Source organism: Acidocella sp., from assembly GCF_052326845.1.
GTDB lineage: Bacteria > Pseudomonadota > Alphaproteobacteria > Acetobacterales > Acetobacteraceae > Acidocella.
Genome location: NZ_JBKQJR010000036.1, coordinates 1 through 20868, shown reverse-complemented (window position 1 = coordinate 20868; position 20868 = coordinate 1). Strand labels below are relative to the sequence as shown.

Genomic DNA, 20868 nt, shown 5'->3' with positions numbered 1-20868 from the left:
TAAGCGAACTCAGGCGGCCGGGCGCAGCGCGTTCCGGCCGTTTTGCGTTTCAGGGGCTACGCCAAAATAACGCCAGTGCCGCTGCGTTGCAGCTGCGCGCCAAGGGGGGCTTCCGGCGCCGCATCCGTCACCAGATGGCCGATCCGCCGCCAATCCGCGTAACGCGCGGTGAATAGCCGGTTGAACTTGGAATGGTCGGCCACCACCAGGGTTTTGGCCGCGCGCGCCGCCATGGCCGCATACACGGCGGCGCTCTCGGGCAGGGCGTCGGCCGGGCCTTCCTCGGAGAGGCCGCTGGCGCCGAGGATCGTGCAGTCGGCGTACAGATCCTGCAGGAAGGCGACGGTATGGCCGCCGAGCAGCGTGCCCTCTCCGGCGTGGTACTCGCCGGGGAGCATCAGTGTCTTGATGGTGGGATTGGCGGAGAGCGCCGCCGCCACGCCGAAGGAATGGGTGATGACCAGGATGTCCTTCAGCTTGGCCGCGACCTCGTGCGCCACATGCACCACGGTGGAGCCGGAGCCGAGGATCAGCACCCGCGAATCACGCAGCAAGGGCAGGGTGGCGCGGGCGATGCGCTGGCGCTCCTCCACGAACATGGTGTGCCGCTCGACCACGGTGGGTTCGGAACTCAGCGGCCGCACCGCCCCGCCATAGGTGCGGTTGAGCAGCCCGGCGCTGGTCATCTGGTCCAGGTCGCGCCGGATCGTCTCGGTGGAAACGCCGAGATTCTGCGCCAACTCTGCTACGCGCAGACTGGGTGCGGTTTCCAGCGCCGCCAGAATCTTCCCCTGCCGCGCCGATTTATCTGGTCTCATGCTTCGCAAATTCCGCTTGATTATGGGTGTTGTACCTGCATCATGTAAATGTTGAAGTTACCACATTTTGCCCGGGCCGCACAGCCTCAGGAGTTCCTATGCTGAAATCGTTGCAAGGTAAAACCGTCATCGTCACCGGGGCCAGCCGGGGCATTGGGCGCGGCATCGCGCTGCGTTTTGGGCGCGCGGGCATCAATGTGCTTGCTGTCTCCCGCAGCCAGGCGGATGCCGACAAGGTGGCGGCGGAGATCGGCCCGCATGCGGCGGGGTTGGCAGCGGATGTGTCCACGCCCGAGGGCTGCGCGGCGATGGCCGAGGCGGCGGTGCAGAAGTTTGGCGGCATCGATATTCTCTGCGCCAATGCCGGCATCTTCCCCGCGGCCAAGCTCTCCGAGATGACCCCGGCGGAGTTCGACCATGTCATCAACACCAATCTGCGCAGCGCCTTCCTTTCCGTCTCCGCCGTGCTGCCGGCCATGATCAAGGCAGGGGCCGGGCGGATCATCCTCACCTCGTCGATCACCGGGCCGATCACCGGCTATCCCGGCTGGGCGCATTATGGCGCCTCCAAGGCCGGGCAGCTCGGCTTCATGCGCACCGCCGCCATTGAGTTGGCGCCGCGCAACATCACCGTGAATGCGGTGCTGCCGGGCAATATCTTCACCGAGGGGCTGGAGGGCAACGGGCCGGAATACATCGCGGCAATGGAGGCCTCGATTCCGCTGAAGCGCCTGGGCACGCCGGAGGACATCGCCAACGCCGCGCTGTTCCTGGCCTCCGAGGAAGCCGCCTACATCACCGGCCAGACCATCACCGTGGATGGCGGGCAGGTCTTGCCTGAGTCTCTCGGCGCGCTGGAAGCGATGGGCTAACCGCGAGGCCCGAGCGGTCTCCAGAACGCCATGGCCACGGCGAAGGCCGCGAGCTGCACGGCGGCGGTGATCGCAGCGCAGCCCGGCCAGCCGCTGCTGTGCCAGACGCCCGCGGGCAGCGTGCCGCCAATACTGCCGCCGACATAGTAGCAGGTGACGTACAGCCCCACAGCGGTGGATTTGGCGGCGCGGGCGGCGAGGCTGGTGTAGCCGGTGGCGATCGCCTGCTCGGTGAACAGCCCGGAGCAGATGAGCAGCAGCCCGAGCCCGATGACCCAGAGCGGCTGGGCCAGCGTCAGCGCCAAGCCGGAGAAGACCAGGACAAGGGCGCCCGCCATCACCGCGCGATGGCCATGCTTGGCGGCCAGCCGCCCGGCGACGGGGCTGATGGCGACGCCACCGAGATACACGACGAAGATACTCCCCAAAGCCGCCGGGCCGAGATTGTAGGGTGCCTCGGCCAGGCGGAAATTGATGAAAGTGAACACCGTCACCAGGCTGAACAGCATGCCGAACCCGACGGCATAGGTGGCGAGCAAACGCGGGTTGCTGAGGTGGTCGGGGAAGGAGCGCAGCGCCCCGGCGATGCCCCGGACGGGCTTGAAGTTGCGCTCCCTGGGCAGCAGCGCGCACACCACCAGCGCCATCACCAAGGTGAGCAGCCCGATGCAGAGGAAGGCGGCGCGCCAGCCAAAAACCTCGGTCACCAGCCCGGCGATGAACCGGCCCGAAAACCCGCCCAGAATGGTGCCTGCCGTGTAGATGCCGGCGAGGCGCGTGACCGCATGTCCCGCCAGCTCGTCGCCGATATAGGCGATGGTGACGATGAAGATGAACGGCAGCAGCAGCCCCTGCGCGAAGCGGCAGGCGATGAGCATGGGCAGGTTCACCGAGGCAGCAGCCAGCAATGTGGGGATGACGAGCAGCAACGCCGCCCCGGCGATGAAGCGCTTACGCCCAAACCGGTCCGAGATGGCGCCGATGAGAGGGGCCACGGCGGCAGTGGCGGCGAGCGGTGCGGTGACGGTAAGGCCTGTCTGCGCCGGGGTGGCGTGCAGCGCGGCGCCCAGCACCGGCAGCAGCGCCTGGGTGCACCACATATTGCTGAAGGTGAGGAACCCGGCGGTCGCCGCCGCGATGGTGATCTGCCTAGAACCGCCGCTCAAAAACCGTGATGACATCGCCGGGCTGCGCCAATGCAAAAAGTGGGGCGCGATACTGGGCAGGAGCGCTGCCAATATTGCGCGTCACCCCGACATAGTCTTGGCATGCCCGGTAAGTGAACCCGCCGGCGATGGAAATCGCGGTCAGGACTGTCATGCCCGGCCGGAATGGATACTGGCCGGGTGTGTTCACCTCGCCCAATATATAGAAGGGCCGGTAGGTGGAGACCTCCACGGCCACGCTTGGGTGCAGGATCAGCCCGCCGCTTTGCAGCGCGGTGGTGATGGCGGCCGAAAGCTTGTCCGTGCTGCGGCCCTGCGCTCGGACGAGCCCGAGCAAAGGCAGGCTGATATTGCCGCTGTCATCCACAATGTACGCGCCGGAGAGTTGCGGCTGGTTGTAGATGCGCAGATTCAGCCCATCCCCGGGGCCGAGCCGGTAGGGGCCGGGCGGCAAGGCGGGGAGCGGCGGTAGGTTGGAGCCCGGCGCGCGCAACGAGGCGCAGCCATCCAGCAGGGCGAACGTGCCGAGGAGCAAAACACGCCTGTGGATAATTTTCCGTCTCCGCCAAAACCCTAGATTGTGGCGATATTTACCCGGCCTGCGAAAAAGGGCAAATGCCTAGTGAATCGTACCACGGAGGTCCCATGCAGCGCTCTGTCGTTTTGCTCCTGCTCCTGCTCGTCATTGGCATCGGGGCGTATAAGCTTTGGCCACGGCATGGCGGGGAGTCCCAACCAGGCGTGACAGTGAATTTCGACCCGCGCGGGCTGACGGGCGATGAGCAGGCGGCGTTCCTGCCGCTGGTGTGCGGCGGTGCTTCGGGCGGGGCGGATGGTTACGCCCATAGCTGCCAGAGCCTGCCGGGCTATCCGAGCCAGGATTACGGCGGGGCCGGGACGGGGCTGGGCATCACGCTCACCAGCGTCATCTATGGCCATCTTACAGGCGATGATGCGGATGAAGCGTATGTCTCCTACCTGGGCAGTTTCGAGCCGCATGTTACCAATTTCGGCGGCGGCATATTGTTTCACCGCCAGGGCAATGGCTGGGCGCTCTCCGGCTGGTATCCGGGCGGGGCGATGGAGCATTGCCTCTCGCTGAACCCGCAGGGGCGGGCGCGGTTCCTCTGCCTCTATGGCTTCACCGGCCAAGGCGAGACGGATACCACGCTCTTCCTCGTTTCCATTCCCGGCGGCGGCAGCCAGATCAACCTCTCACCTGTGCTGAAGGCCAGCGATCTGCGCGAGACCATGGACCCGAATGCCAATTGCGGGCAGCGGAAATCAGCGGATCAGGCGGTGCTGCTGGGTATCGATTCGCTGGCGCGCGGCGGCAGCTTCGCCACGGTGCAAGTGGACTATGTGCCCGCCGCCACGGCGGACGCCGCCTGCAAGGCGAAGAACTTCGCCAGCGCCTCGGCGCAGAAGGCGTCGCTTGCCCTGAGCTGGGATGGCAGTTCGGTCGGCGTCTCGCCTGACCTGCATTTCGCCCCGGTTGAGTGATATGATGGAGCTTCGGAAAAACCTCATCGAAGCGGCGCGGGCGATGGCAGCACGCGGCCTTTCCGCTGGCACCTCGGGCAATGTGTCCCTGCGTACCGAGGAGGGGATTCTCATCACCCCCTCGGCCACGCCCTATGAGAGCCTGACCCCGGAGATGATCCCGCTGCTCAAGCCGGACGGCTCCTTCGAGGGGCGGTACCGCCCGTCATCGGAATGGCGGTTCCATCTGGATATCTACCTCGCCCGGCCGGAAGTGGGCGGTGTCGTGCATCACCACGCGCCCTACACCACGGCGCTGGCCATGGCGCGGCGGGAGATCCCGGCCTGCCATTACATGATCGCCCGGTTCGGCGGCGCGCCGTTGCGCTGCGCGGCCTATGCGTTGTTCGGCACGGCGGAGCTTTCCGCCAATGTGCTCAAGGCGCTGGAAGGCCGCACCGCCTGCCTGATGGAGAACCATGGCGGCATCGCCACCGGGCGGGATGTGGGCGCGGCCCTGGCTGCCGCCACGGAGCTGGAAGTGCTGGCGCAGCAATATCTGCTCTCGCTGGCGGCGGGCGGGCCGGTGTTGCTCACCGATGCCGAGATCGACGCCGCGATCACCCAGTTCGCCACGGCCTACCGGCCGAATACCGGCGGCTAATCCGCCAGCTCGCGGCGTTTGGCCGGGGCGGGCGCGAGGTCGAAACCGGTCTCCCGGGTGATCTTGAAGGCAGCGAGGGCGCGGTTCAGATCGCCGATCTCGCCGCGCAGGGAGTGCATGGAAGCGGTGGTTTCCTCGACCATGGCGGCGTTCTGCTGCACCGCCTGGCTCATCTGGGTCATGGCCTCGTTCACCTGTGCCAGCCCGTTGGACTGGGTCCGCGCCGAGCCGGCAATGCCGGAGACCAACCCTTCAATCTGCCCCACATTGGCGCCGATGCCCTGCAGCGACAGGCCGCTCCGCCGCACCAGTTCCACGCCCTGCGCCACCTGCTGCCCGGAGGTGGAGATGAGCGACTTGATCGCCTTGGCGGCATCGGCCGAGCGCTGCGCCAGGGCCCGCACTTCCGAGGCGACGACGGCGAAACCCCGCCCCGCATCGCCCGCGCGCGCGGCCTCCACCCCGGCATTGAGCGCCAGGAGATTGGTCTGGAAGGCGATCTCGTCGATCAGCCCGATGATCTTGCCGATCTCACGCGAGGAGGTCTCGATCTGCCCCATCGCCGCGCCGGCCTGGTTCACCACGTCGCGCGACTCCGTGGCGCCGGCATTGGCGGCTTTCACCGCATTGCTCACCTGCGCGGCGCCATCGGCGGTCTGCCGCACGGCTACGGTGAGTTCGTTCAGGGCGGCGGTACTTTGCTCCAGGCTCGCGGCTTGGCCCTCGGTCCTGCGGGACATGTCATCGGCGGCGGCGGCGATCTCGCCGATGCTGGTGTCGATGGCGCGCGATGTCTTCTGTAGCCCAGCCAGTGTGGTGGCGAGCTTATCCATGGCATTGTTGAAGTCGGAGCGCAGCTGCGAATATTCGGGCGGGATGTCGTTGCCCAGGCGGTGGGTGAGGTCGCCGGCGGCGAGCGCGTTGGCGGCCGCGCTCATGGCGCTGATCATGCTATTCGCGGTGCTGGCCACGCGCTGTTCCGCCGCGGTGCGCCCGCTTTCGAGCCTGTTGAGATAGACTGAGATCGCGATTTCCATATCGAGAAACGTGGCCTTGACCAGGGCGGAGATTTCTTCCGCCAGCTGGATCTGGCCGGGGCGCGTGCGGCCGAAAAGGGATTTCGGCCAGCGTGCGGCGGTGATGGCGTGGAGCATATGCTCCAGCACGATGGTGTAGCCGCTGACATACCAGCGTGGCTCAAGCCCGATGCGCGCATGCGCCTCGCCCACCTGTATCGCCGCGCTGGCGTAGTTTTCATCCAGCCGGCCATCGGTGATGCGGTTCCAATGCTCGGACTGCTTGCCCTTGGCCAGACGCACCATGCCTTCGTTCGGGAAAAATTTTGCCACCTCCGGCACGGTGCGCATTTTTTCGTAGAATGCATCCAATGCTTGGGGCAGGGCGGACATGATGGTGGATTTCATTCCGCGCAGGCGGCTTTGCACCTGCGGGCCGAAATTCATGAAATTCAGCCGGTCATTGAGCTTTTCAGAGTTGGACATGCGGTTCCGCCAGTTAATTGAATGCGCTGGCTGCCTTTAAACGTGTCAAGTTAAACTTCGATTAAAGTTCGCTATCGTGGGTGGTGTTATTTTGAATTGGTTATAACAAGGTGGTTGACCGGCCCATGCCCGGCGCCGAAGCCCGGCGCGGTGCGGATCGCCGCCTGCAGATAATGCCGGGCGCGGCGGGTGGCGTCGAGCAGCGGCAGCCCCTGGGCCAGCCCGGTGGCGATGGCCGAGGCCATGGTGCAGCCGGTGCCGTGGGTGTTGCGGCTATGCAGCCGGGGCAGGGCGATTGCCTCCACCGCTTCCGCCGTCACCAGATAGTCGGTCAGCATCTCGCCGCTGCCATGCCCGCCTTTCACCAGTGCTGCCTTGGCGCCCATGGCCAGCAGCGCCCGCCCGGCGGCGATGCGCTCTTTCTCGGTCTCCACCCTCAGCCCGGTGAGCTTGGCGGCTTCCGGCAAATTGGGCGTGACCACGCTGGCGCGCGGCAACAGCTCGGCCGTTAGCGCGGCGATGGCGGCATCGGGCAGCAGCACCGCGCCGGAGGTGGCGACCATCACCGGGTCCAGCACCACGGGTATGTTTTGCGGCAGGCATGCCCCCACGGCGCGGATGATCTCCTCATTGGCGAGCATGCCGAGCTTGATGGCATCCGCGCCGATATCGGAGAGCACCGTCTCGATGGAAAGACGCACGAAGTCCGCGGGCAGCGTATGCACCCCGGCCACGCCCAGCGTGTTCTGCGCGGTGACGGCGGTGATGGCGGTGCAGGCATAGGCGCCCAGCGCCGAGATGGTCTTGATATCCGCCTCGATCCCCGCGCCGCCGCCGGAATCCGACCCGGCGATGGTGAGGACGCGTTTCATGCCGCGTGTTCGGTGGCCTGGGCGATGGTCTCGCACAGCCCGCCGACGATCTCGTTGATCAGCCCGGAATCCTCGCCCTCGGCCATCACGCGGATCAGCGGCTCGGTGCCGGAGGGGCGGATCAGCACCCGGCCCGTGCTGCCAAGGCGTTCCTCGGCGGCGGCGATGGCGGTCTTGATGTGCGGCAGGCCGAGCGGCGAGGCCCCGGCATAGCGCACGTTGCGCAGCAGTTGTGGCAGTGGCGCGAAGACCCGGCAGGCTTCCGAGGCGCGCTTGCCCGAGCGCACCAGCACCGCCAGCACCTGCAGCGCTGCTACCAGACCATCCCCCGTGGTGGCGAAATCCGAGAGGATGACATGGCCGGACTGCTCGCCGCCCAGATTGATCCCCAATTCGCGCATCGCTTCCGCCACGTAGCGGTCGCCCACCTTGGTGCGGTGCAGGCGCAGGCCGAGACCGGCCACGAAACGCTCCAGCCCCAGATTGGACATGACCGTGGCGACGATGCCGCCGCCCGCGAGCCGCCCCTGAGCGTGCATGTCCCGCGCGATCAGCCCGAGGATCTGGTCGCCGTCGATGATCTCACCCTGTTCATCAGCCAGAATGACGCGGTCGGCGTCGCCATCCAGCGCGATGCCGAGATCCGCGCCATGCTCCAGCACCGCCTCGCAGAGCTGGCGCGGCGCGGTGGAGCCGGCGTCGCGGTTGATGTTGAAGCCGTCCGGGCTGACGCCGAGCGGGATCACCTCCGCGCCCAACTCGTACAGCGCCGCGGGGGCGACCTTATAGGCCGCGCCATGCGCGCAATCGAGCACGATGCGCAGGCCGTCCAGCCGCAGGCCACGGGGGAGGGAGGATTTTGCTGCCTCGATATAGCGGCCGGCCGCATCGACGAGGCGGGAGGCGCGACCGAGCTTGGCCGGGGGCGCCAGGCGGTCCGAGAGGTCCTGCGCCATCAGCGCCTCGATCTCCTGCTCGGTTTCGTCCGAGAGCTTGTTGCCGTCCGGGCCGAAGAGCTTGATGCCGTTATCCTCGAACGGGTTGTGCGAGGCGGAGATGACCACGCCAAGGTCCAGCCGCAGGGAGCGGGTGAGCATGGCGATGGCCGGGGTGGGCAGCGGCCCGGCGAGGGTCACGTTCATGCCCGCCGAGATGAACCCGGCGGTGAGCGCCGGTTCCAGCATGTAGCCGGAGAGCCGCGTATCCTTGCCGATGATCACGCGGTGGCGGTGATTGCCGCGGGTGAAGAGCAGCCCGGCGGCCTGGCCGAGCTTGAGCGCCATCTCAGGCGTCATCGGCGCCGTGTTGGCTGTCCCGCGAATTCCATCCGTGCCGAACAGCCGGCGCTTTACCTTGTTATCCATCATCTCTCGCATTCAATGCCTGCCAGACGCTTAAAGCCCGCACGGTGCCTGCCACGTCATGGACCCTAAGTATATGCGCGCCCTGTTGCACTGCAAATAACCCCGCCGCCAGTGATTCAGGGTCGCGTCTGCCAGCCTCCGTCTCGCCGCTGATCTCGCCGAGGAAGCGCTTGCGCGAGAGCGCGACGAGCAGGGGGTGGCCAAGTTCGGCCAGACGCCGCGTGGCGCGCAGCAGTTCCACGTTCTGCCCCCCGCGCTTGGCGAAGCCGAGGCCAGGGTCCAGGCAGATCGTCTCCGCCCGCACCCCAGCCGCCAGGGCGGCATCGCGCGCGGCCAGCAACTCGGCGAGCACCTCGGCGGCGACGTCATTGTAGCTGGCGAGGCTGTTCATCGTGTCCGGTTCGCCGCGCATATGCATCAGCACCACCGGGCAGCCGCGCGCCGCCACGAGGGGCAGGGCAGCCGGGTCATGGCGCAGGGCCGAGACGTCGTTGACGATCCGCGCCCCCGCATCCAGCGCCGCCGCCATGGTCGCGGCGTTGCGGGTATCCACCGAGATCACCGCCCCCGAAGCCGCCAGGGCGCGGATGACGGGCAGGATGCGCGCCATCTCCTCTTCGGGCGGGACCGTGGCCGAGCCGGGGCGGGTGCTTTCCCCGCCGATGTCCAGAATATCCGCGCCGTCCGCCAGCATGCGCCGCCCGGAAGCGATGGCGGCCTCCGGGGCGAAATGCCGCCCGCCGTCGGAAAAGGAATCGGGGGTGACATTGAGAATACCCATGACCAGCGGCCGGGTGAGGGGCAAGCCGGCCCAGACGGGCGGAGAACTGGTAGCCATGCGCTCCGTTACCACAGCCCTCCGCGCCCCCCAAGTTTTTGCGCCAACACCGCGCCGTGTTACGCCGGGGAGCGAATCATGCGGAGTGTTTGATGACGGCGAAACTTTATCTGGGCACGGCGCGTTATTCCTCCTGGTCGCTGCGCGGCTGGCTCATGGTGCGGCTGGCGGGGTTGGAGGCGGAGGAGATCTTCGTGCCGCTCGCGGGCGGCAACTCCCCGGCGGTGAAGGCCGTGTCGCCTTCCGGCACCGTGCCGTATCTGGAGCATGAGGGTGCCCGAGTGTGGGAGAGCCTCGCCATCGCCGAATATTGCGCGGAGTTGAACCCGGCGCTGTGGCCGGCGGAGCGCATCGCCCGCGCCCATGCCCGCGCCATCGCCTCCGAGATGCATGCCGGGTTCCGGGCCTTGCGCATTGCCATGCCGATGAACCTGGGCCGCGACTATGCCGGGCTTGGGCAGAACCTGGAAAGCCTGGCGGATATCGCGCGCATCGAGGCGATCTGGACGGAAACCCGGGAAAGTTTCGGCGCAAGCGGGCCGTATCTGTTCGGCGCCATGTTTAACGCCGCTGACGCCATGTTTGCGCCGATCGTGGCGCGGTTCATCACCTACGCCCCGCCGCTGGGCGATGTGGCGAAGGCCTATTGCGCCGCTGTGCGGGCGCATCCGCTGGTTGCCAACTGGTACGAGATGGCGGCAAAAGAACCAGTATCCTGGCAACTCGAGAAATATGAAAGTCTCGCATGAAGCTCCGCCTTTTCCTCCTGGCGCTGCCGCTGCTGGCGAGCCCCGGATTCGCCCTCGCCGAGATCGACGTGACACTGGACCATGGCTCCGTCTGGCAGACCGATAAGAAGGGCGTGCAGACCGCAGGGTTCCTGCAGATCCACAACACCGGTAGCGTCGCGGATGTGCTGACCGCCGCGGATTGCAGCATCGCCGACAGCACCGAACTGGTGGGGGCGGATGGCAAGGAACTGGAGAGCCTGGACATACCGGCGGGGCAGACGGTGACGCTATCCCTCACCGGGGCGCATTTGCTGCTGAAGCACCTGCGCTACACCGTGGATTACGGCAGTATCCTGCCCTGCGCTTTCACCTTCCAGCAGGCGGGGGATATGCTCGGCTATCTCAACGCCACACCAGCTCCGGAGAAGAAATGACGATACCGCCAGCATCCGGGCCGGAGCAGGCCATGATTTTCGACGAGGAAATCTATCTGCGTCTGAACCCCGACGTGCTGGTGGCTGTGGCGGCGGGCAAGTTTGGCTCCGGACTGGAACATTACGAGCGTTTCGGCCGGGCCGAGGGCCGGTTGGCCGCGACCCCCGGTGTCCCACCGTGCGGCCGCGTCATCCTCACCGCCCAGCCGGACCAGGTGGCCGAGCAGCCGCGCCCGCCCGTGGGCTCGCTCGATGCCATCCGTATCTCCCCCGCGGGCGGGATCTATATCGTCGGCTGGGTGAATGACACGCAGGACCGGCTGGACCGCATCGACCTGTTCTTTCCCGGCTGGTCCGTCTCCTTTGATGGCGCCAGCCTGGCCCGCATCCGCCGGCCTGACGCCGAGGCTGCGATGGGCATCGCCACACCGCACGCCTACGGGTTCTGGGGCTTCCTCTATGCCGCGCGCCGCCTCTCCGGCGGTTCCTGCAACGCCGTGCTGCGCATGAAATCCGGGGCGGAGCGTTCGCTCATGCTCACGGCGGAAACCGCCGAGGACCAGGAGATGCGCAACATCGCGCTCGGCCAGCTGGCGCAGGCGCAATATCTCGGCAACCCGTATTTCGCCGCCACCGCCTCGGTGGACGCGGCGATCGGCGCGCAGCTCGTCGATTTCAACCAGATGCTGACGCGCCGCGCGGTAAACGCGCCGTATGTCGAGCGCTTCGGCCGCCGCGGGGGCAGCTACAAGGGTTCCATCATCGTCTGCCTCTACGGCAAGCCGGAATATCTGTTCCTGCAGCAGGCCCTGTTCTCGCGCCATCCGGCGATGCGAGATTACGAGTTCATCTACGTTTCCAACAGCCCCGAGATCGCCGAGACGCTGCTGAAAGAGGCGAAGCGTTGCTCCCTGATCTACGGGCTGGACCTCACCCTGGTGCTGCTCAACGCCAATGCCGGGTTCGGCGCCGCCAATAATGTTGCTGCCCAGTACGCCTCCAGTTCGCGCCTGATCATCATGAACCCGGATGTGTTCCCCTACGACCAGGACTGGGCGGCGAAGCACAGCGATGTGCTGGCCGGACTGCCGGCGGCACAGACTCGGATCTTCGGCGTGCCGCTGTATTACGATGACGGCTCGCTGATGCATGCGGGGATGTACTTTGAGGTCGATACGGTGCCGGAGCTGGCTCCTGGCCGCAAGCCCCAGACGAGCATTCTGCGCGTGGAGCATTACGGCAAGGGTGCCCCGCCGGAGACAGCGCGGTTCCTGCGCCCGCGCCCGGTGCCGGCGGTGACCGGCGCGTTCATTTCCGTCGCCAGTGACTGGTTCGAGACCCTCGGCGGCTTCACCGAGGATTACATCTTCGGCCATTACGAGGATGCGGATTTGTGCCTGAAGAGCCTGGAAGCCGGGCGGGCGCCCTGGCTGCACGATGTGCGGCTGTGGCACCTGGAGGGCAAGGGCTCCGTCCGCAGGCCGGTGCATGAGGGCGGCTCCGCCGTGAATCGCTGGCTGTTCACCAAAACCTGGGGTGATCTGGTGCTTGGCGAACTTCTCGGGCCCGAGCCCGCCCACCCCGCGCTGCGCGCGGCGGCCAAGGAGGAAGCGCTGGCATGAAGGTTCTGATCGTCAGCCTGTATCACCCGGAGCTGGTGCGCGGCGGCGCGCAGCAGATCGCCTTCGAGCTGTTCGAGGGGCTGAAGCAGAAGCCCGGCGTCGAGCCGTATCTGCTCGCCTCGGCGGACCATAACAGCCCGGCGCTGTTCAAGAGCGGCGCGCGTATCACCGGCTTCGACGGGCGGCCGAATGAATTCCTGTTCCTCTCGCAGGAATATGACCATGCCTGGGAGAAGGGCGGCAACCTGCTGCTCGTCGAGGCGTTCAAGGAATTCCTCGAACTCATCCAGCCGGACGTGGTGCATTTTCACCATTTCCTCACCCTCGGCATCGACCTGCTGACGCTGACGCGCCGTGTGCTGCCGGAGGTGAAGATTGTCTTCACCGCGCATGAGTTCCTCTCCATCTGCCCGGCCAACGGACACATGGTGCGGCGTACCGATGCCTCGCTCTGCACACGCGCCTCCGCCGTGCGCTGCCACCAGTGCCTGCCCGAGCGCCCGCCCGAGCATTATTTCATGCGCGAGATGTGGATGAAACGGCATCTCGACGCGGTGGATGTGTTCACCACGCCGAGCCGCTTCATGATTTCGCATTACGCCGCATGGGGGCTGGATGAGTCGAAATTCGTGCATGTCACGAATGGGCTTCTGCCACGCTCCGTGCCGCTGCCAGCGGCCTCGAAGGGTGAGCGGCGCAACCGGTTTGGCTTCTTCGCCCAGCTGGTGGATGCCAAGGGGCTGCATGTGCTGCTGGAGGCGGTTGCGCTGCTGCGCGCCGGCGGGTTCACCGATTTCACCGTCGAGATCAACGGCGACAACATCCATTTTGCCACGCCGAAGCGCCGTGCCGAGATCGAGGCTTTCCTCGCCGAGGAGGAGAAGCTGCCGCTGGCCGAGCGCAACGTGGTGTTCAACGGCTCGTACCACCACGATCAGCTGCGCGCGCGCATGGCGCGGGTGGATTGGGTGGTGGTGCCCTCCGTCTGGTGGGAGATTTTCTGCCTGGTGATCTCCGAGGCCTGGAGCTATGGCCGCCCGGTGATTGCCTCCAACGCCGGCGGCCCCGCCGAGCGCGTGAGTGATGGCGTGGATGGGTTGCTGTTCGAACTGGGCGATGCGCGCGCTCTGGCCGAGGCCATGTACCGCGCCTGCACCGAGGATGGGCTGTGGGAGACCCTGGCCGGAGGGGTAAAGCCGCCGCCCAGCCGTGCGGAGATGGTGGAGGGGTTTGTGGCGGTGTATGAGGAAGATCTTCCGGTGAAAGCTGTTAAGGCCCGCGCATGAGCGAGTACGCAGCTGCCGCTGAAATCAGGCGGGAGCCAATTTCCGCGCTTGCGCAATCGGTGTTGCCGGTCTTTGAGCCGCAGGACGTTTATCTTCCGAACGTCTGCGTTTACGAAAACGTCCACGAATTCAGCGAAGGTTTTGCAGAGCATTTATGGCGCGACATATACATTGCGCGAACCGTTCACTTCCCTCGCGTTGATTTGGTGACTTTGCCGCCGGGAACGACCGTGCATGGCGATTACGGCTATATCACCACGGTTGGCGATATGTTCGTGAATGAGCAATTCCATTCAACCTGGCATCCACCCAAGGCGCCTGAAGTACTGGCATCGGCGACGCCGGAAATCCATGTTCCTGGCGATGCGTTGCTGCTGGCACGGTTCGGTGCCACGACTTGGGGCCACTGGCTAGGCGAGCTTGTGCCGCGCGCGGTGGTGGCGGAGCTTGTCTCGCCGGGAAAATATAATTTTATCATACCCAATGAACTTGGCGCGAGGACGAGCAATAATTTTTTGCAAGCGCTCTACGCCTATGGGATCAGCGATGACCGGTTGATCCGCATCGATCAGGAGCATCGTTATGTTTTTGACCGTCTGGCAACGGTCAGTTCGATGTGGATATATCCATACGCGATGCAACCCACGGCATTGGCCTTGATGAGGAACAACATCAAGGTTTCGATACCGGCAATGCCGGGGGACACATCAGCGGTGGCGATGCTGCGCCCGAGTTCTGGTGTCCGGTATATCGAGAACCATGACGAAATCCGCAGCTTTTTGAGGATCAAAAAGTTTTTGGCGGTCGATATCGGCAGCATGCCATTCGTCGAACAAGTTGCCTTGTTCCAAAAGGCGCATACGGTTTTTGGCGAACTTGGTTCAAACCTGACCGGGCTGATTTATTCGCCGCTTGGTGTGAGGATGGTTTCTGTGGCACCCGGGGATTGGGGCGATTGCTTCTTTCATGGTCTCGTGCAGGCCCAGGCCGGGAAATATGCCGATGTACGCGGCACGCCGAACCCTGCTGCGGAGAACCCGCATTTCGCGCCGTTCATGCCCTCCATCGTGCGCGTGACTGAAGCGTTGGAAGCTCTTGGCCATACATGACTATGGCGGGTGGGATGAAAAACCAGCCGCCAGTTACGCCGTGGGGCGGGCGCGGCGGAAGATGAAAATGCCGAGCAGGGCGGAGGCGGCGAACATGCCGCCGCCGATGAGCAGCAGATGCGTGTGGCTCGGCAGGCTGCCCTTGCCGAACAAGGCGAACACCACGGTTTGCGGCACGAAGCCGAGGGCGGAAGCGGCCAGGAAGGGCAGCAGCCGCACCGAGGTAAGCCCCGCCACGAGGTTGAGCAGCAGGTTATTGCCCACCGGCATCAGCCGTAGCGTGAGCGTGGTGATGAAGGGATGCGCGGCGAGGGCACGGTCGATGCGTGCCAGCCGGTCGCCGAAGCGGCGGCGGATGAAAGACTGGCCGATGGCGCGCGCCCAGATGAAATCCAGGCTGCAAGCCAGCACCTGGGAGACGAGTGCGATGGCCGAGCCGTAAACCGGACCGAAGGCGTAGCCGGCGGCGAAGGCTGGGATTTGGCGTGGCAGGCCGATGGCGGTGAGGAAGGTGGCCAGCAGCAGGAACAGGCTTTGCCCGCGCAAACCGCCCTGGGCCAGGGTGTTGGTCAGTTCCGTTTGCGCCGCGCCATTGGTTACCAGCGGCAGGGCGGCGGCAATTGCTATCAGCCCACCCGCCATCAGAGCGGGCTTCAGCGCCTTGGCGGCGACGGTGGCGGTGGCGGCGCGGGGCAGGTTTTGGCTCATTCGCGGTGCTCGACCTGTGGGACCTTCCAGCGCCGCTGCAGCCAAGCGACGCCGAATAGGTCGATGATGCCAACTTTCAGGCGCTGCCAGTTATTGTAATGCGAGGCGCCGTGCGCGCGCGCATGGTGGCGCACCGGCACGGAGACGACATGCCCGCCTGCGCGGATGAACAGCGCAGGCAGGAAGCGGTGGATATGGTCGAAATGCGGAAGTTCCAGGAAGGCTCGGCGGCGGAACAGCTTTAATCCGCATCCGGTATCGGGTGTCGCGTCCTGCAGCAGATACGAGCGCACCCGGTTGGCGATCTTCGAGCCCAGCCGCTTGGAGCTGCTGTCCCGGCGGGAAACGCGGTGCCCGGCGATCAGCACCGGCAGCGGCCCGCGCTCCTCGGCGTCGCGCGCCGCGGCGAGCATGACGGGGATATCGGCGGGGTCGTTCTGCCCGTCGCCATCGAGCGTGGCGACATAGACGCCCCGCGCCGCCTTCACGCCGGTGATTACCGCAGCACTCTGGCCGCAACTCTGCTTATGCCGCACGCGGACCAGCGTGGGTGTGGTGGCGGCGAGTTCGGCGAGGATCTTCGGCGTCGCGTCGGAGCTGCCGTCATCGACATAGACGATCTCGTGTTCCACCCCGGCGAGCGCGGCGCCGATGACGGAGATCAGCGGCTTGAGATTCGGCGCCTCGTTATGCACGGGCACCACCACGGAGATCAGCGGGGCGCCGGCATCGGATTCGGCCTGGGTCAGGAAACGGGTTTCGATATTCATGTTATGATTCAGCCCCGTCATTAAGGCGTATCTGTGGCCCAAATCCGTTCAGTAAAAGATATTGGCCGCCAAAGCCCCCGGGTTTGAGTAATAATTTGTAATCGCCGGCGTCGAGCCAGGGAAGACCTTCCCATTCGCCCCCGAGGGTGAGCCTGCCGGCGCCAAGACGGCGCAGGATGATGGAGGCGGTGTCGTTGCCGGTGATGGCGAAATGCCTGAGGTTTCGCGCGGCCAGACCGGCGGCGATCTCGGCCAGCGCCTCCGCCGCCAGTGTTGCCGCCGGGGCGCGCCGGTCCGGCGGGGCGGAGGTGGAAATGATGAAGTTCCGCTCCTGCGCCGCGGCCCAGGCCAGCGCGCCCTCGATATCCGGGGCCTGCGGGTCGATTTGGCGCAGCGGCAGTTGCTCGCGCGCGGTGCCGAGCTGGAACAGGGTCTGCCGGTCCAGCGCGCCGGAGAGAATGGCCACCCGGCCGCCGGGCGGCTCCCGCGTGGCCAAAGGCGGGGGCAGGCCCGCCGCCCAGGCCGGGCCGCCTGCGCAAAGCTGCGCCGCGAGCACGGGGGCGAGGGCGGCGCATTGGGCGTCATCCACCGCGTCCAGCAGCGCCAGCGAAGCCCCCTGCTCGCGCGTGGCGCTGATGCGCCGGGTCAGGCCGGTGCCGCCTGCCGCCACGGCCTCGTAGGGGATGATCGCGGGGCGGCCGGAGAGGTGCGGCGTCAGGGTCCGGCGCAGATCGGCGATCAGCTGGCCATCCTGGAACAGATGGCCCTGATAGACGAAGCGGTGAAAGCGGGGCTCGGCCACGCAGGCGAGCATGAAGCCGGTGCCGGAGCGTTCGGCGATCTCGTCCAGCGCCGGGGCTAGCGACTCGATCTCGGGGAATGCCGCCTGATTGCCGAAGCTGAAGAAATACCGCGAGGCGGGGGTGAGGGCGCCGCGCGCCTCTTGCGGGGTGAGGGTGAGGCCGGTGGGGGCGATGATGTCCGCTTCCGCCGCCGGGCCGAGGGCGAGCCGCGTGCCGGGGCCGGCCGCCTGGCCGAGCGCCACCGCATCCCGCAGCGTGAAACCCACCCCCCGGATGCTCATGGAACGGGGGTTGTCATGGTTCGGTCATCGAGCATGTCAGCTTCATGCCATGTTCGCGCGCCCTCGGCCAGATAGGCTGGGCGCATGCCAAGTCATTGTTCTGCCGCCGTTGCCGTCTTGGCGAGGCCGGGCGGCATCGCTATAAGCCCGCTCAACCTCAGAGGCTGTCATTGTTGGCGGCTTCAAGACATTGAAGGAACGGACGGCATGCTAATTTCGTTGCCACCCGACTACCGCCCATCGGAGAACGAAGAGTTCATGAATCCGATGCAGACGGAGTATTTCCGGCAGAAGCTGCTGCGTTGGCGGGGCGATCTGGTGAAGGAGGCCAATGGCACGCTGGCTTCGCTTGGCGAGGGCGGAATCCTGGAAGCAGACATCACCGACCGCGCCAGCGTGGAGACGGACCGGGCCCTGGAGCTGCGTACCCGTGACCGCGCCCGTAAGCTGATCGGCAAGATCGACCAGGCGCTGCAGCGAATCGAGAACGGCACCTATGGCTTTTGCGAGGATACGGGCGAGCCGATCGGCCTGAAGCGGCTTGAGGCGCGACCCATCGCCACCCTGTCCATCGAGGCGCAGGAGCGACACGAGCGGATGGAGAAGGTGCACCGGGACGACTGATCCCGGCGCGCGAAAAGCGGGGCGCCCACAAGACGCCCCGTAGGAACAAGCCCGAAGATTAAACCAGCCGCGCCCGTGCCGCTGCGGCCTGGCGCTGCTCGGCTACCTGCGCCTTCATCGATTTCTGCAGCTTCTCGAAGCCGCGCACCTCGATCTGGCGCACACGCTCGCGCGAAATACTGTACTGCTGCGACAGCTCCTCAAGCGTCGCCGGGCTGTCCTTCAGCCGGCGCTCGGTGATGATGTGCCGCTCGCGCGGGGTGAGGGTCTGCAGCGCCGTGGCCAGCAGGGCCTTGCGCCCGCTCAGCTCCTCGCGCTCGGCCATGGTGGTCTCCTGGCTGTCGGAGTCGTCCACCAGCCAGTCCTGCCATTCGCCTTCGCCGTCCATCTTGATGGGGGCGTTGAGGCTGCTGTCGGCCGCAGACAGGCGGCGGTTCATGTTCACCACGTCCTCCTCCGGCACGTCGAGCAGATGCGCGATGCGCTCCACCTGTTCGGGCTGCAGGTCGCAGTCCTCGATCGCCTGCATCTGGCCCTTCAGTCGGCGCAGGTTGAAGAACAGCTTCTTCTGCGCCGAGGTGGTGCCCATCTTCACCAGCGACCAGCTGTGCAGGATGTATTCCTGGATGGCGGCGCGGATCCACCACATGGCATAGGTGGAGAGGCGGAAGCCGCGCTCCGGGTCGAAGCGCTTGACGGCCTGCATCATGCCGACATTGCCTTCGGAGATCAGCTCGGACACCGGCAGGCCGTAGCCGCGGTAGCCCATCGCGATCTTCGCCACCAGGCGCAGATGCGAGTTAACAAGCTTGTGCGCCGCCTCCTGGTCGCCCTGGTCGCGCCAAGCGCGGGCTAGGCGCTCCTCTTCCTCATGCGCCAGCATCGGGTATTTGCGGATTTCTTGCATATACCTTGTCAGGCTGGCATCGGGCGCCAATGTACTAACAGTTGAGGCCATAAAACGGGTTCCCCAATATTTATACCGCTCCACGCCTGCCGGAAAAATAAGCGGCACGGCGCAAAGCAAGTTTGTGGCCACCGCCAGAGCCTGGAAGCTAGCACCACCGGCCAGAGATACCCCTTAAAAAGGCGGTAAGGTTCCGGCCATGCGGCTAGGCCCCTCGGGTGGAGTTAAAGGGGAGCTTAGGAGGCCGCAAAGGGGTAGTCAACAAAAAGGACTATGTAGGTCCTGTTTTAGGCGCATGCGAGCAATGCGTCCTCGAGGGCCTGGAAGTCCGTCGGTGGCGGCACGGTAAAGCGCAGGGCCTCGCCACTGATGGGGTGGTTGAAGCCAAGCGTTTGCGCGTGCAGGGCCTGCCGGGGGAAGTCCAGCGCCAAGCTGCGGGCGGGTTCGGAAAGGTACTTGGCGGCGGCGGGGCGGCGTTTCAAGTACACCGGGTCGCCGACCAGCGGGTGGCCGATATGGGCGAGATGCACGCGGATCTGGTGCGTGCGCCCGGTTGCCAGCCGGCAGGCGAGCAGTGCCGCGGCCTGGCCGAAAACGCGCAGCACGCGGTAATTGGTGAGGGCGTGCTTGCCGTTGCGGCTGACCACGGCCATGCGCTTGCGGTCTCTGGGGTCGCGGCCGATATCGCCCTCGATGCTGCCGGTGGAAGCGGCGGGCACGCCCCAGCAGATGGCTTTGTACTCGCGTTCCAGATCCCGCGTGGCGAAGGCGGCGGAAAGCCGGGCGTGGGCCAGATCCGTCTTGGCCACGACCATGACGCCGGAGGTGTCCTTGTCCAGCCGGTGGACGATGCCGGGGCGCTTCTCGCCGCCGATGCCGGTGAGGCTGTCGCCGCAATGGGCGATGAGCGCGTTGACCAGCGTACCGTCCGGGTTGCCCGGGGCAGGGTGCACCACCATGCCGGCAGGCTTGTTCAGCACCAGCAGGTGTTCGTCCTCGTATAATATGTCGAGCCCGATTTCCTGTGCCTGCGGCGTGGCTGGTTCCGGCGCGGGAGGGGCGAGGCGGTAAATGGCGCCGGTTTGCACGCTCTCCGACGGGTCTTTTGTCACCGCGCCCGAGCGTGTGACATGGCCTTCCAGGATAAGGGCCTTGACGCGGGAGCGCGATAGCGTGCCGATGCGGGTCGCCAGGAACGAATCGAGCCTGGTGCCGGCCTCTTCCGGGCCGGGCGTGAGGATGAAGTCGGGGAGCACAGATGCAGGGTCAGCCACAGAATTTGCGGGGGTTGAAGGCGCTGGTGGGGATCATGGGTGTGCTGATCGTCATCGGCACTACGGTGGTCATCGGCACGGTCATCCACCGGCTTTATGCCAGGTTTACCGCGCCGCCAATGCCCGTAGCACCGCTGGCCGCACCCATGGCCCCGGTGGCGGGGAACGTGCCGGTTGCCGCCGCGCTGGCGCCGGGCGAGCATATTGCTGGCATCGCCGGTGCCGGGCCCGATGTGGCCGTGTGGGTGAGCGGCCCCAAAGGCGACCGTGTGCTGCTGCTGGACCCGGCAAGCGGCATGGTGCGGGTGGGACTGCAAAGCGCGCCATGAGGCCTGGGAAAAAATGATGCCGACTATGGCTTGAATTAATTTTTCCCTTGGCTTAATGGCCTCTTGCCTCGTCCCGTTCGTCTAGAGGCCCAGGACACTGCCCTTTCACGGCGGCGACAGGGGTTCGAATCCCCTACGGGACGCCAATTAAATCAAGCGGTTAGAGACATTTCAGGGTATGTTGTCCAATATTTGGCCAATATACGAATGTGGTCACCGTTGGACTACTGAGCGGACCTAGCCAAGACAGGCCAAGAACAATGATCCAAATTTCGGGGCAGCCTTTGCTAGAGCATTTTCCGATCAAATTGACTGATATCCTGCTTTGGCGAAGAAATTTTTGCATTCGGTTGGGATGAATTTTTCGATTGCGTTGGCAGCGGCTTTCCTGAGGTCTTCGAGGGTTCTTGGC

At 65.7% G+C, this 20868-nt stretch carries 22 protein-coding genes and 1 tRNA gene; 11 read left to right on the top strand and 12 right to left on the bottom strand.

Going from position 1 to position 20868, the window contains the following annotated elements; translation table 11 throughout:
* Positions 1–56: 56 nt before the first annotated feature.
* Positions 57–818, bottom strand: a complete 762-nt coding sequence (locus ACLPJJ_RS02500; protein ID WP_443589213.1) for a DeoR/GlpR family DNA-binding transcription regulator — start codon at positions 816–818, stop codon at positions 57–59.
* Positions 819–916: 98 nt separating this feature from the next.
* Between ACLPJJ_RS02500 and fabG the strand changes: the two genes are divergently transcribed.
* The gene (gene fabG, locus ACLPJJ_RS02495; protein ID WP_443589212.1) at positions 917–1690 is read left to right on the top strand and encodes a 3-oxoacyl-ACP reductase FabG; all 774 of its coding nucleotides are present in this window, start codon (positions 917–919) and stop codon (positions 1688–1690) included.
* On the opposite strand, the gene ACLPJJ_RS02490 is transcribed toward fabG, so the two are convergent.
* Together ACLPJJ_RS02490 and ACLPJJ_RS02485 are read right to left on the bottom strand one after the other, a co-directional pair.
* Positions 1687–2871 carry an MFS transporter gene (locus ACLPJJ_RS02490; RefSeq protein WP_443589211.1) on the bottom strand — a complete coding sequence of 395 codons (1185 nt, stop codon included), beginning with the start codon at positions 2869–2871 and terminating at the stop codon, positions 1687–1689. The two genes, fabG and ACLPJJ_RS02490, sit on opposite strands and share 4 nt — an antisense overlap.
* A complete protein-coding gene (locus ACLPJJ_RS02485) occupies positions 2840–3391 on the bottom strand; it encodes a polysaccharide biosynthesis/export family protein (protein ID WP_443589210.1) in 552 nt (183 codons plus the stop codon). The genes ACLPJJ_RS02490 and ACLPJJ_RS02485 overlap by 32 nt, the downstream gene beginning before the upstream one ends.
* Before the next feature lie 110 nt (positions 3392–3501).
* Here ACLPJJ_RS02485 and ACLPJJ_RS02480 point away from each other — a divergent pair, with 110 nt between their 5' ends.
* Together ACLPJJ_RS02480 and ACLPJJ_RS02475 are read left to right on the top strand one after the other, a co-directional pair.
* Complete coding sequence (locus ACLPJJ_RS02480; protein ID WP_443589208.1) at positions 3502–4359, top strand: hypothetical protein; 858 nt, start codon at positions 3502–3504, stop codon at positions 4357–4359.
* Position 4360: 1 nt separating this feature from the next.
* The gene (locus tag ACLPJJ_RS02475; RefSeq protein WP_443589207.1) at positions 4361–5002 is read left to right on the top strand and encodes a class II aldolase/adducin family protein; all 642 of its coding nucleotides are present in this window, start codon (positions 4361–4363) and stop codon (positions 5000–5002) included.
* Here the strand turns inward: ACLPJJ_RS02475 and ACLPJJ_RS02470 are convergent.
* The 4 genes from ACLPJJ_RS02470 to folP form a co-directional block, all read right to left on the bottom strand.
* Complete coding sequence (locus tag ACLPJJ_RS02470; RefSeq protein WP_443589206.1) at positions 4999–6504, bottom strand: methyl-accepting chemotaxis protein; 1506 nt, start codon at positions 6502–6504, stop codon at positions 4999–5001. The genes ACLPJJ_RS02475 and ACLPJJ_RS02470 overlap by 4 nt on opposite strands.
* A gap of 86 nt (positions 6505–6590) precedes the next feature.
* Positions 6591–7376 (bottom strand): bifunctional hydroxymethylpyrimidine kinase/phosphomethylpyrimidine kinase, encoded by a 786-nt coding sequence (gene thiD, locus ACLPJJ_RS02465; protein ID WP_443589205.1) that lies wholly within the window; start codon positions 7374–7376, stop codon positions 6591–6593.
* Complete coding sequence (gene glmM, locus ACLPJJ_RS02460) at positions 7373–8740, bottom strand: phosphoglucosamine mutase (protein ID WP_443589204.1); 1368 nt, start codon at positions 8738–8740, stop codon at positions 7373–7375. Before glmM ends, thiD begins: the two co-directional genes overlap by 4 nt.
* Positions 8733–9578, bottom strand: coding sequence for a dihydropteroate synthase (folP, locus tag ACLPJJ_RS02455; RefSeq protein WP_443589202.1), 846 nt, complete (start codon positions 9576–9578; stop codon positions 8733–8735). Before folP ends, glmM begins: the two co-directional genes overlap by 8 nt.
* 92 nt (positions 9579–9670) lie before the next feature.
* Here folP and ACLPJJ_RS02450 point away from each other — a divergent pair, with 92 nt between their 5' ends.
* The 5 genes from ACLPJJ_RS02450 to ACLPJJ_RS02430 are packed head-to-tail and all read left to right on the top strand — an operon-like array spanning position 9671 to position 14760.
* On the top strand, positions 9671–10327 hold the full coding sequence (locus ACLPJJ_RS02450; RefSeq protein WP_443589200.1) for a glutathione S-transferase: 657 nt from the start codon (positions 9671–9673) through the stop codon (positions 10325–10327).
* Entirely contained in the window at positions 10324–10743 is a 420-nt protein-coding gene (locus ACLPJJ_RS02445) for a copper chaperone PCu(A)C (RefSeq protein ID WP_443589198.1), read from the top strand. The genes ACLPJJ_RS02450 and ACLPJJ_RS02445 overlap by 4 nt, the downstream gene beginning before the upstream one ends.
* Positions 10740–12365: a hypothetical protein gene (locus tag ACLPJJ_RS02440; RefSeq protein WP_443589196.1), complete on the top strand. Its 1626-nt coding sequence runs from the start codon at positions 10740–10742 to the stop codon at positions 12363–12365. Before ACLPJJ_RS02445 ends, ACLPJJ_RS02440 begins: the two co-directional genes overlap by 4 nt.
* Positions 12362–13651, top strand: a complete 1290-nt coding sequence (locus ACLPJJ_RS02435; protein ID WP_443589194.1) for a glycosyltransferase family 4 protein — start codon at positions 12362–12364, stop codon at positions 13649–13651. Before ACLPJJ_RS02440 ends, ACLPJJ_RS02435 begins: the two co-directional genes overlap by 4 nt.
* Complete coding sequence (locus ACLPJJ_RS02430; RefSeq protein ID WP_443589192.1) at positions 13648–14760, top strand: glycosyltransferase family 61 protein; 1113 nt, start codon at positions 13648–13650, stop codon at positions 14758–14760. Before ACLPJJ_RS02435 ends, ACLPJJ_RS02430 begins: the two co-directional genes overlap by 4 nt.
* 33 nt (positions 14761–14793) lie before the next feature.
* On the opposite strand, the gene ACLPJJ_RS02425 is transcribed toward ACLPJJ_RS02430, so the two are convergent.
* From ACLPJJ_RS02425 to ACLPJJ_RS02415, 3 genes are read right to left on the bottom strand one after another with little or no spacing between them, the layout of a single operon-like run.
* A complete protein-coding gene (locus ACLPJJ_RS02425; RefSeq protein ID WP_443589190.1) occupies positions 14794–15468 on the bottom strand; it encodes a TVP38/TMEM64 family protein in 675 nt (224 codons plus the stop codon).
* The gene (locus ACLPJJ_RS02420; RefSeq protein ID WP_443589189.1) at positions 15465–16238 is read right to left on the bottom strand and encodes a glycosyltransferase family 2 protein; all 774 of its coding nucleotides are present in this window, start codon (positions 16236–16238) and stop codon (positions 15465–15467) included. Before ACLPJJ_RS02420 ends, ACLPJJ_RS02425 begins: the two co-directional genes overlap by 4 nt.
* 1 nt (position 16239) lies before the next feature.
* Entirely contained in the window at positions 16240–17322 is a 1083-nt protein-coding gene (locus ACLPJJ_RS02415; RefSeq protein ID WP_443589188.1) for a nucleotide-binding domain containing protein, read from the bottom strand.
* A gap of 207 nt (positions 17323–17529) precedes the next feature.
* Here ACLPJJ_RS02415 and dksA point away from each other — a divergent pair, with 207 nt between their 5' ends.
* Positions 17530–17946 carry an RNA polymerase-binding protein DksA gene (gene dksA, locus ACLPJJ_RS02410; RefSeq protein ID WP_443589187.1) on the top strand — a complete coding sequence of 139 codons (417 nt, stop codon included), beginning with the start codon at positions 17530–17532 and terminating at the stop codon, positions 17944–17946.
* Positions 17947–18004: 58 nt separating this feature from the next.
* Here dksA and rpoH read toward each other — a convergent pair whose 3' ends face one another.
* Positions 18005–18904 (bottom strand): RNA polymerase sigma factor RpoH, encoded by a 900-nt coding sequence (rpoH, locus tag ACLPJJ_RS02405; protein ID WP_443589186.1) that lies wholly within the window; start codon positions 18902–18904, stop codon positions 18005–18007.
* Positions 18905–19140: 236 nt separating this feature from the next.
* The gene (locus tag ACLPJJ_RS02400) at positions 19141–20109 is read right to left on the bottom strand and encodes an RluA family pseudouridine synthase (protein WP_443589184.1); all 969 of its coding nucleotides are present in this window, start codon (positions 20107–20109) and stop codon (positions 19141–19143) included.
* Between the two features lie 2 nt (positions 20110–20111).
* Between ACLPJJ_RS02400 and ACLPJJ_RS02395 the strand changes: the two genes are divergently transcribed.
* The gene (locus tag ACLPJJ_RS02395; protein WP_443589182.1) at positions 20112–20456 is read left to right on the top strand and encodes a hypothetical protein; all 345 of its coding nucleotides are present in this window, start codon (positions 20112–20114) and stop codon (positions 20454–20456) included.
* 70 nt (positions 20457–20526) lie between these two features.
* Positions 20527–20602 (top strand) — tRNA-Glu (locus ACLPJJ_RS02390).
* Positions 20603–20868: the final 266 nt, after the last annotated feature.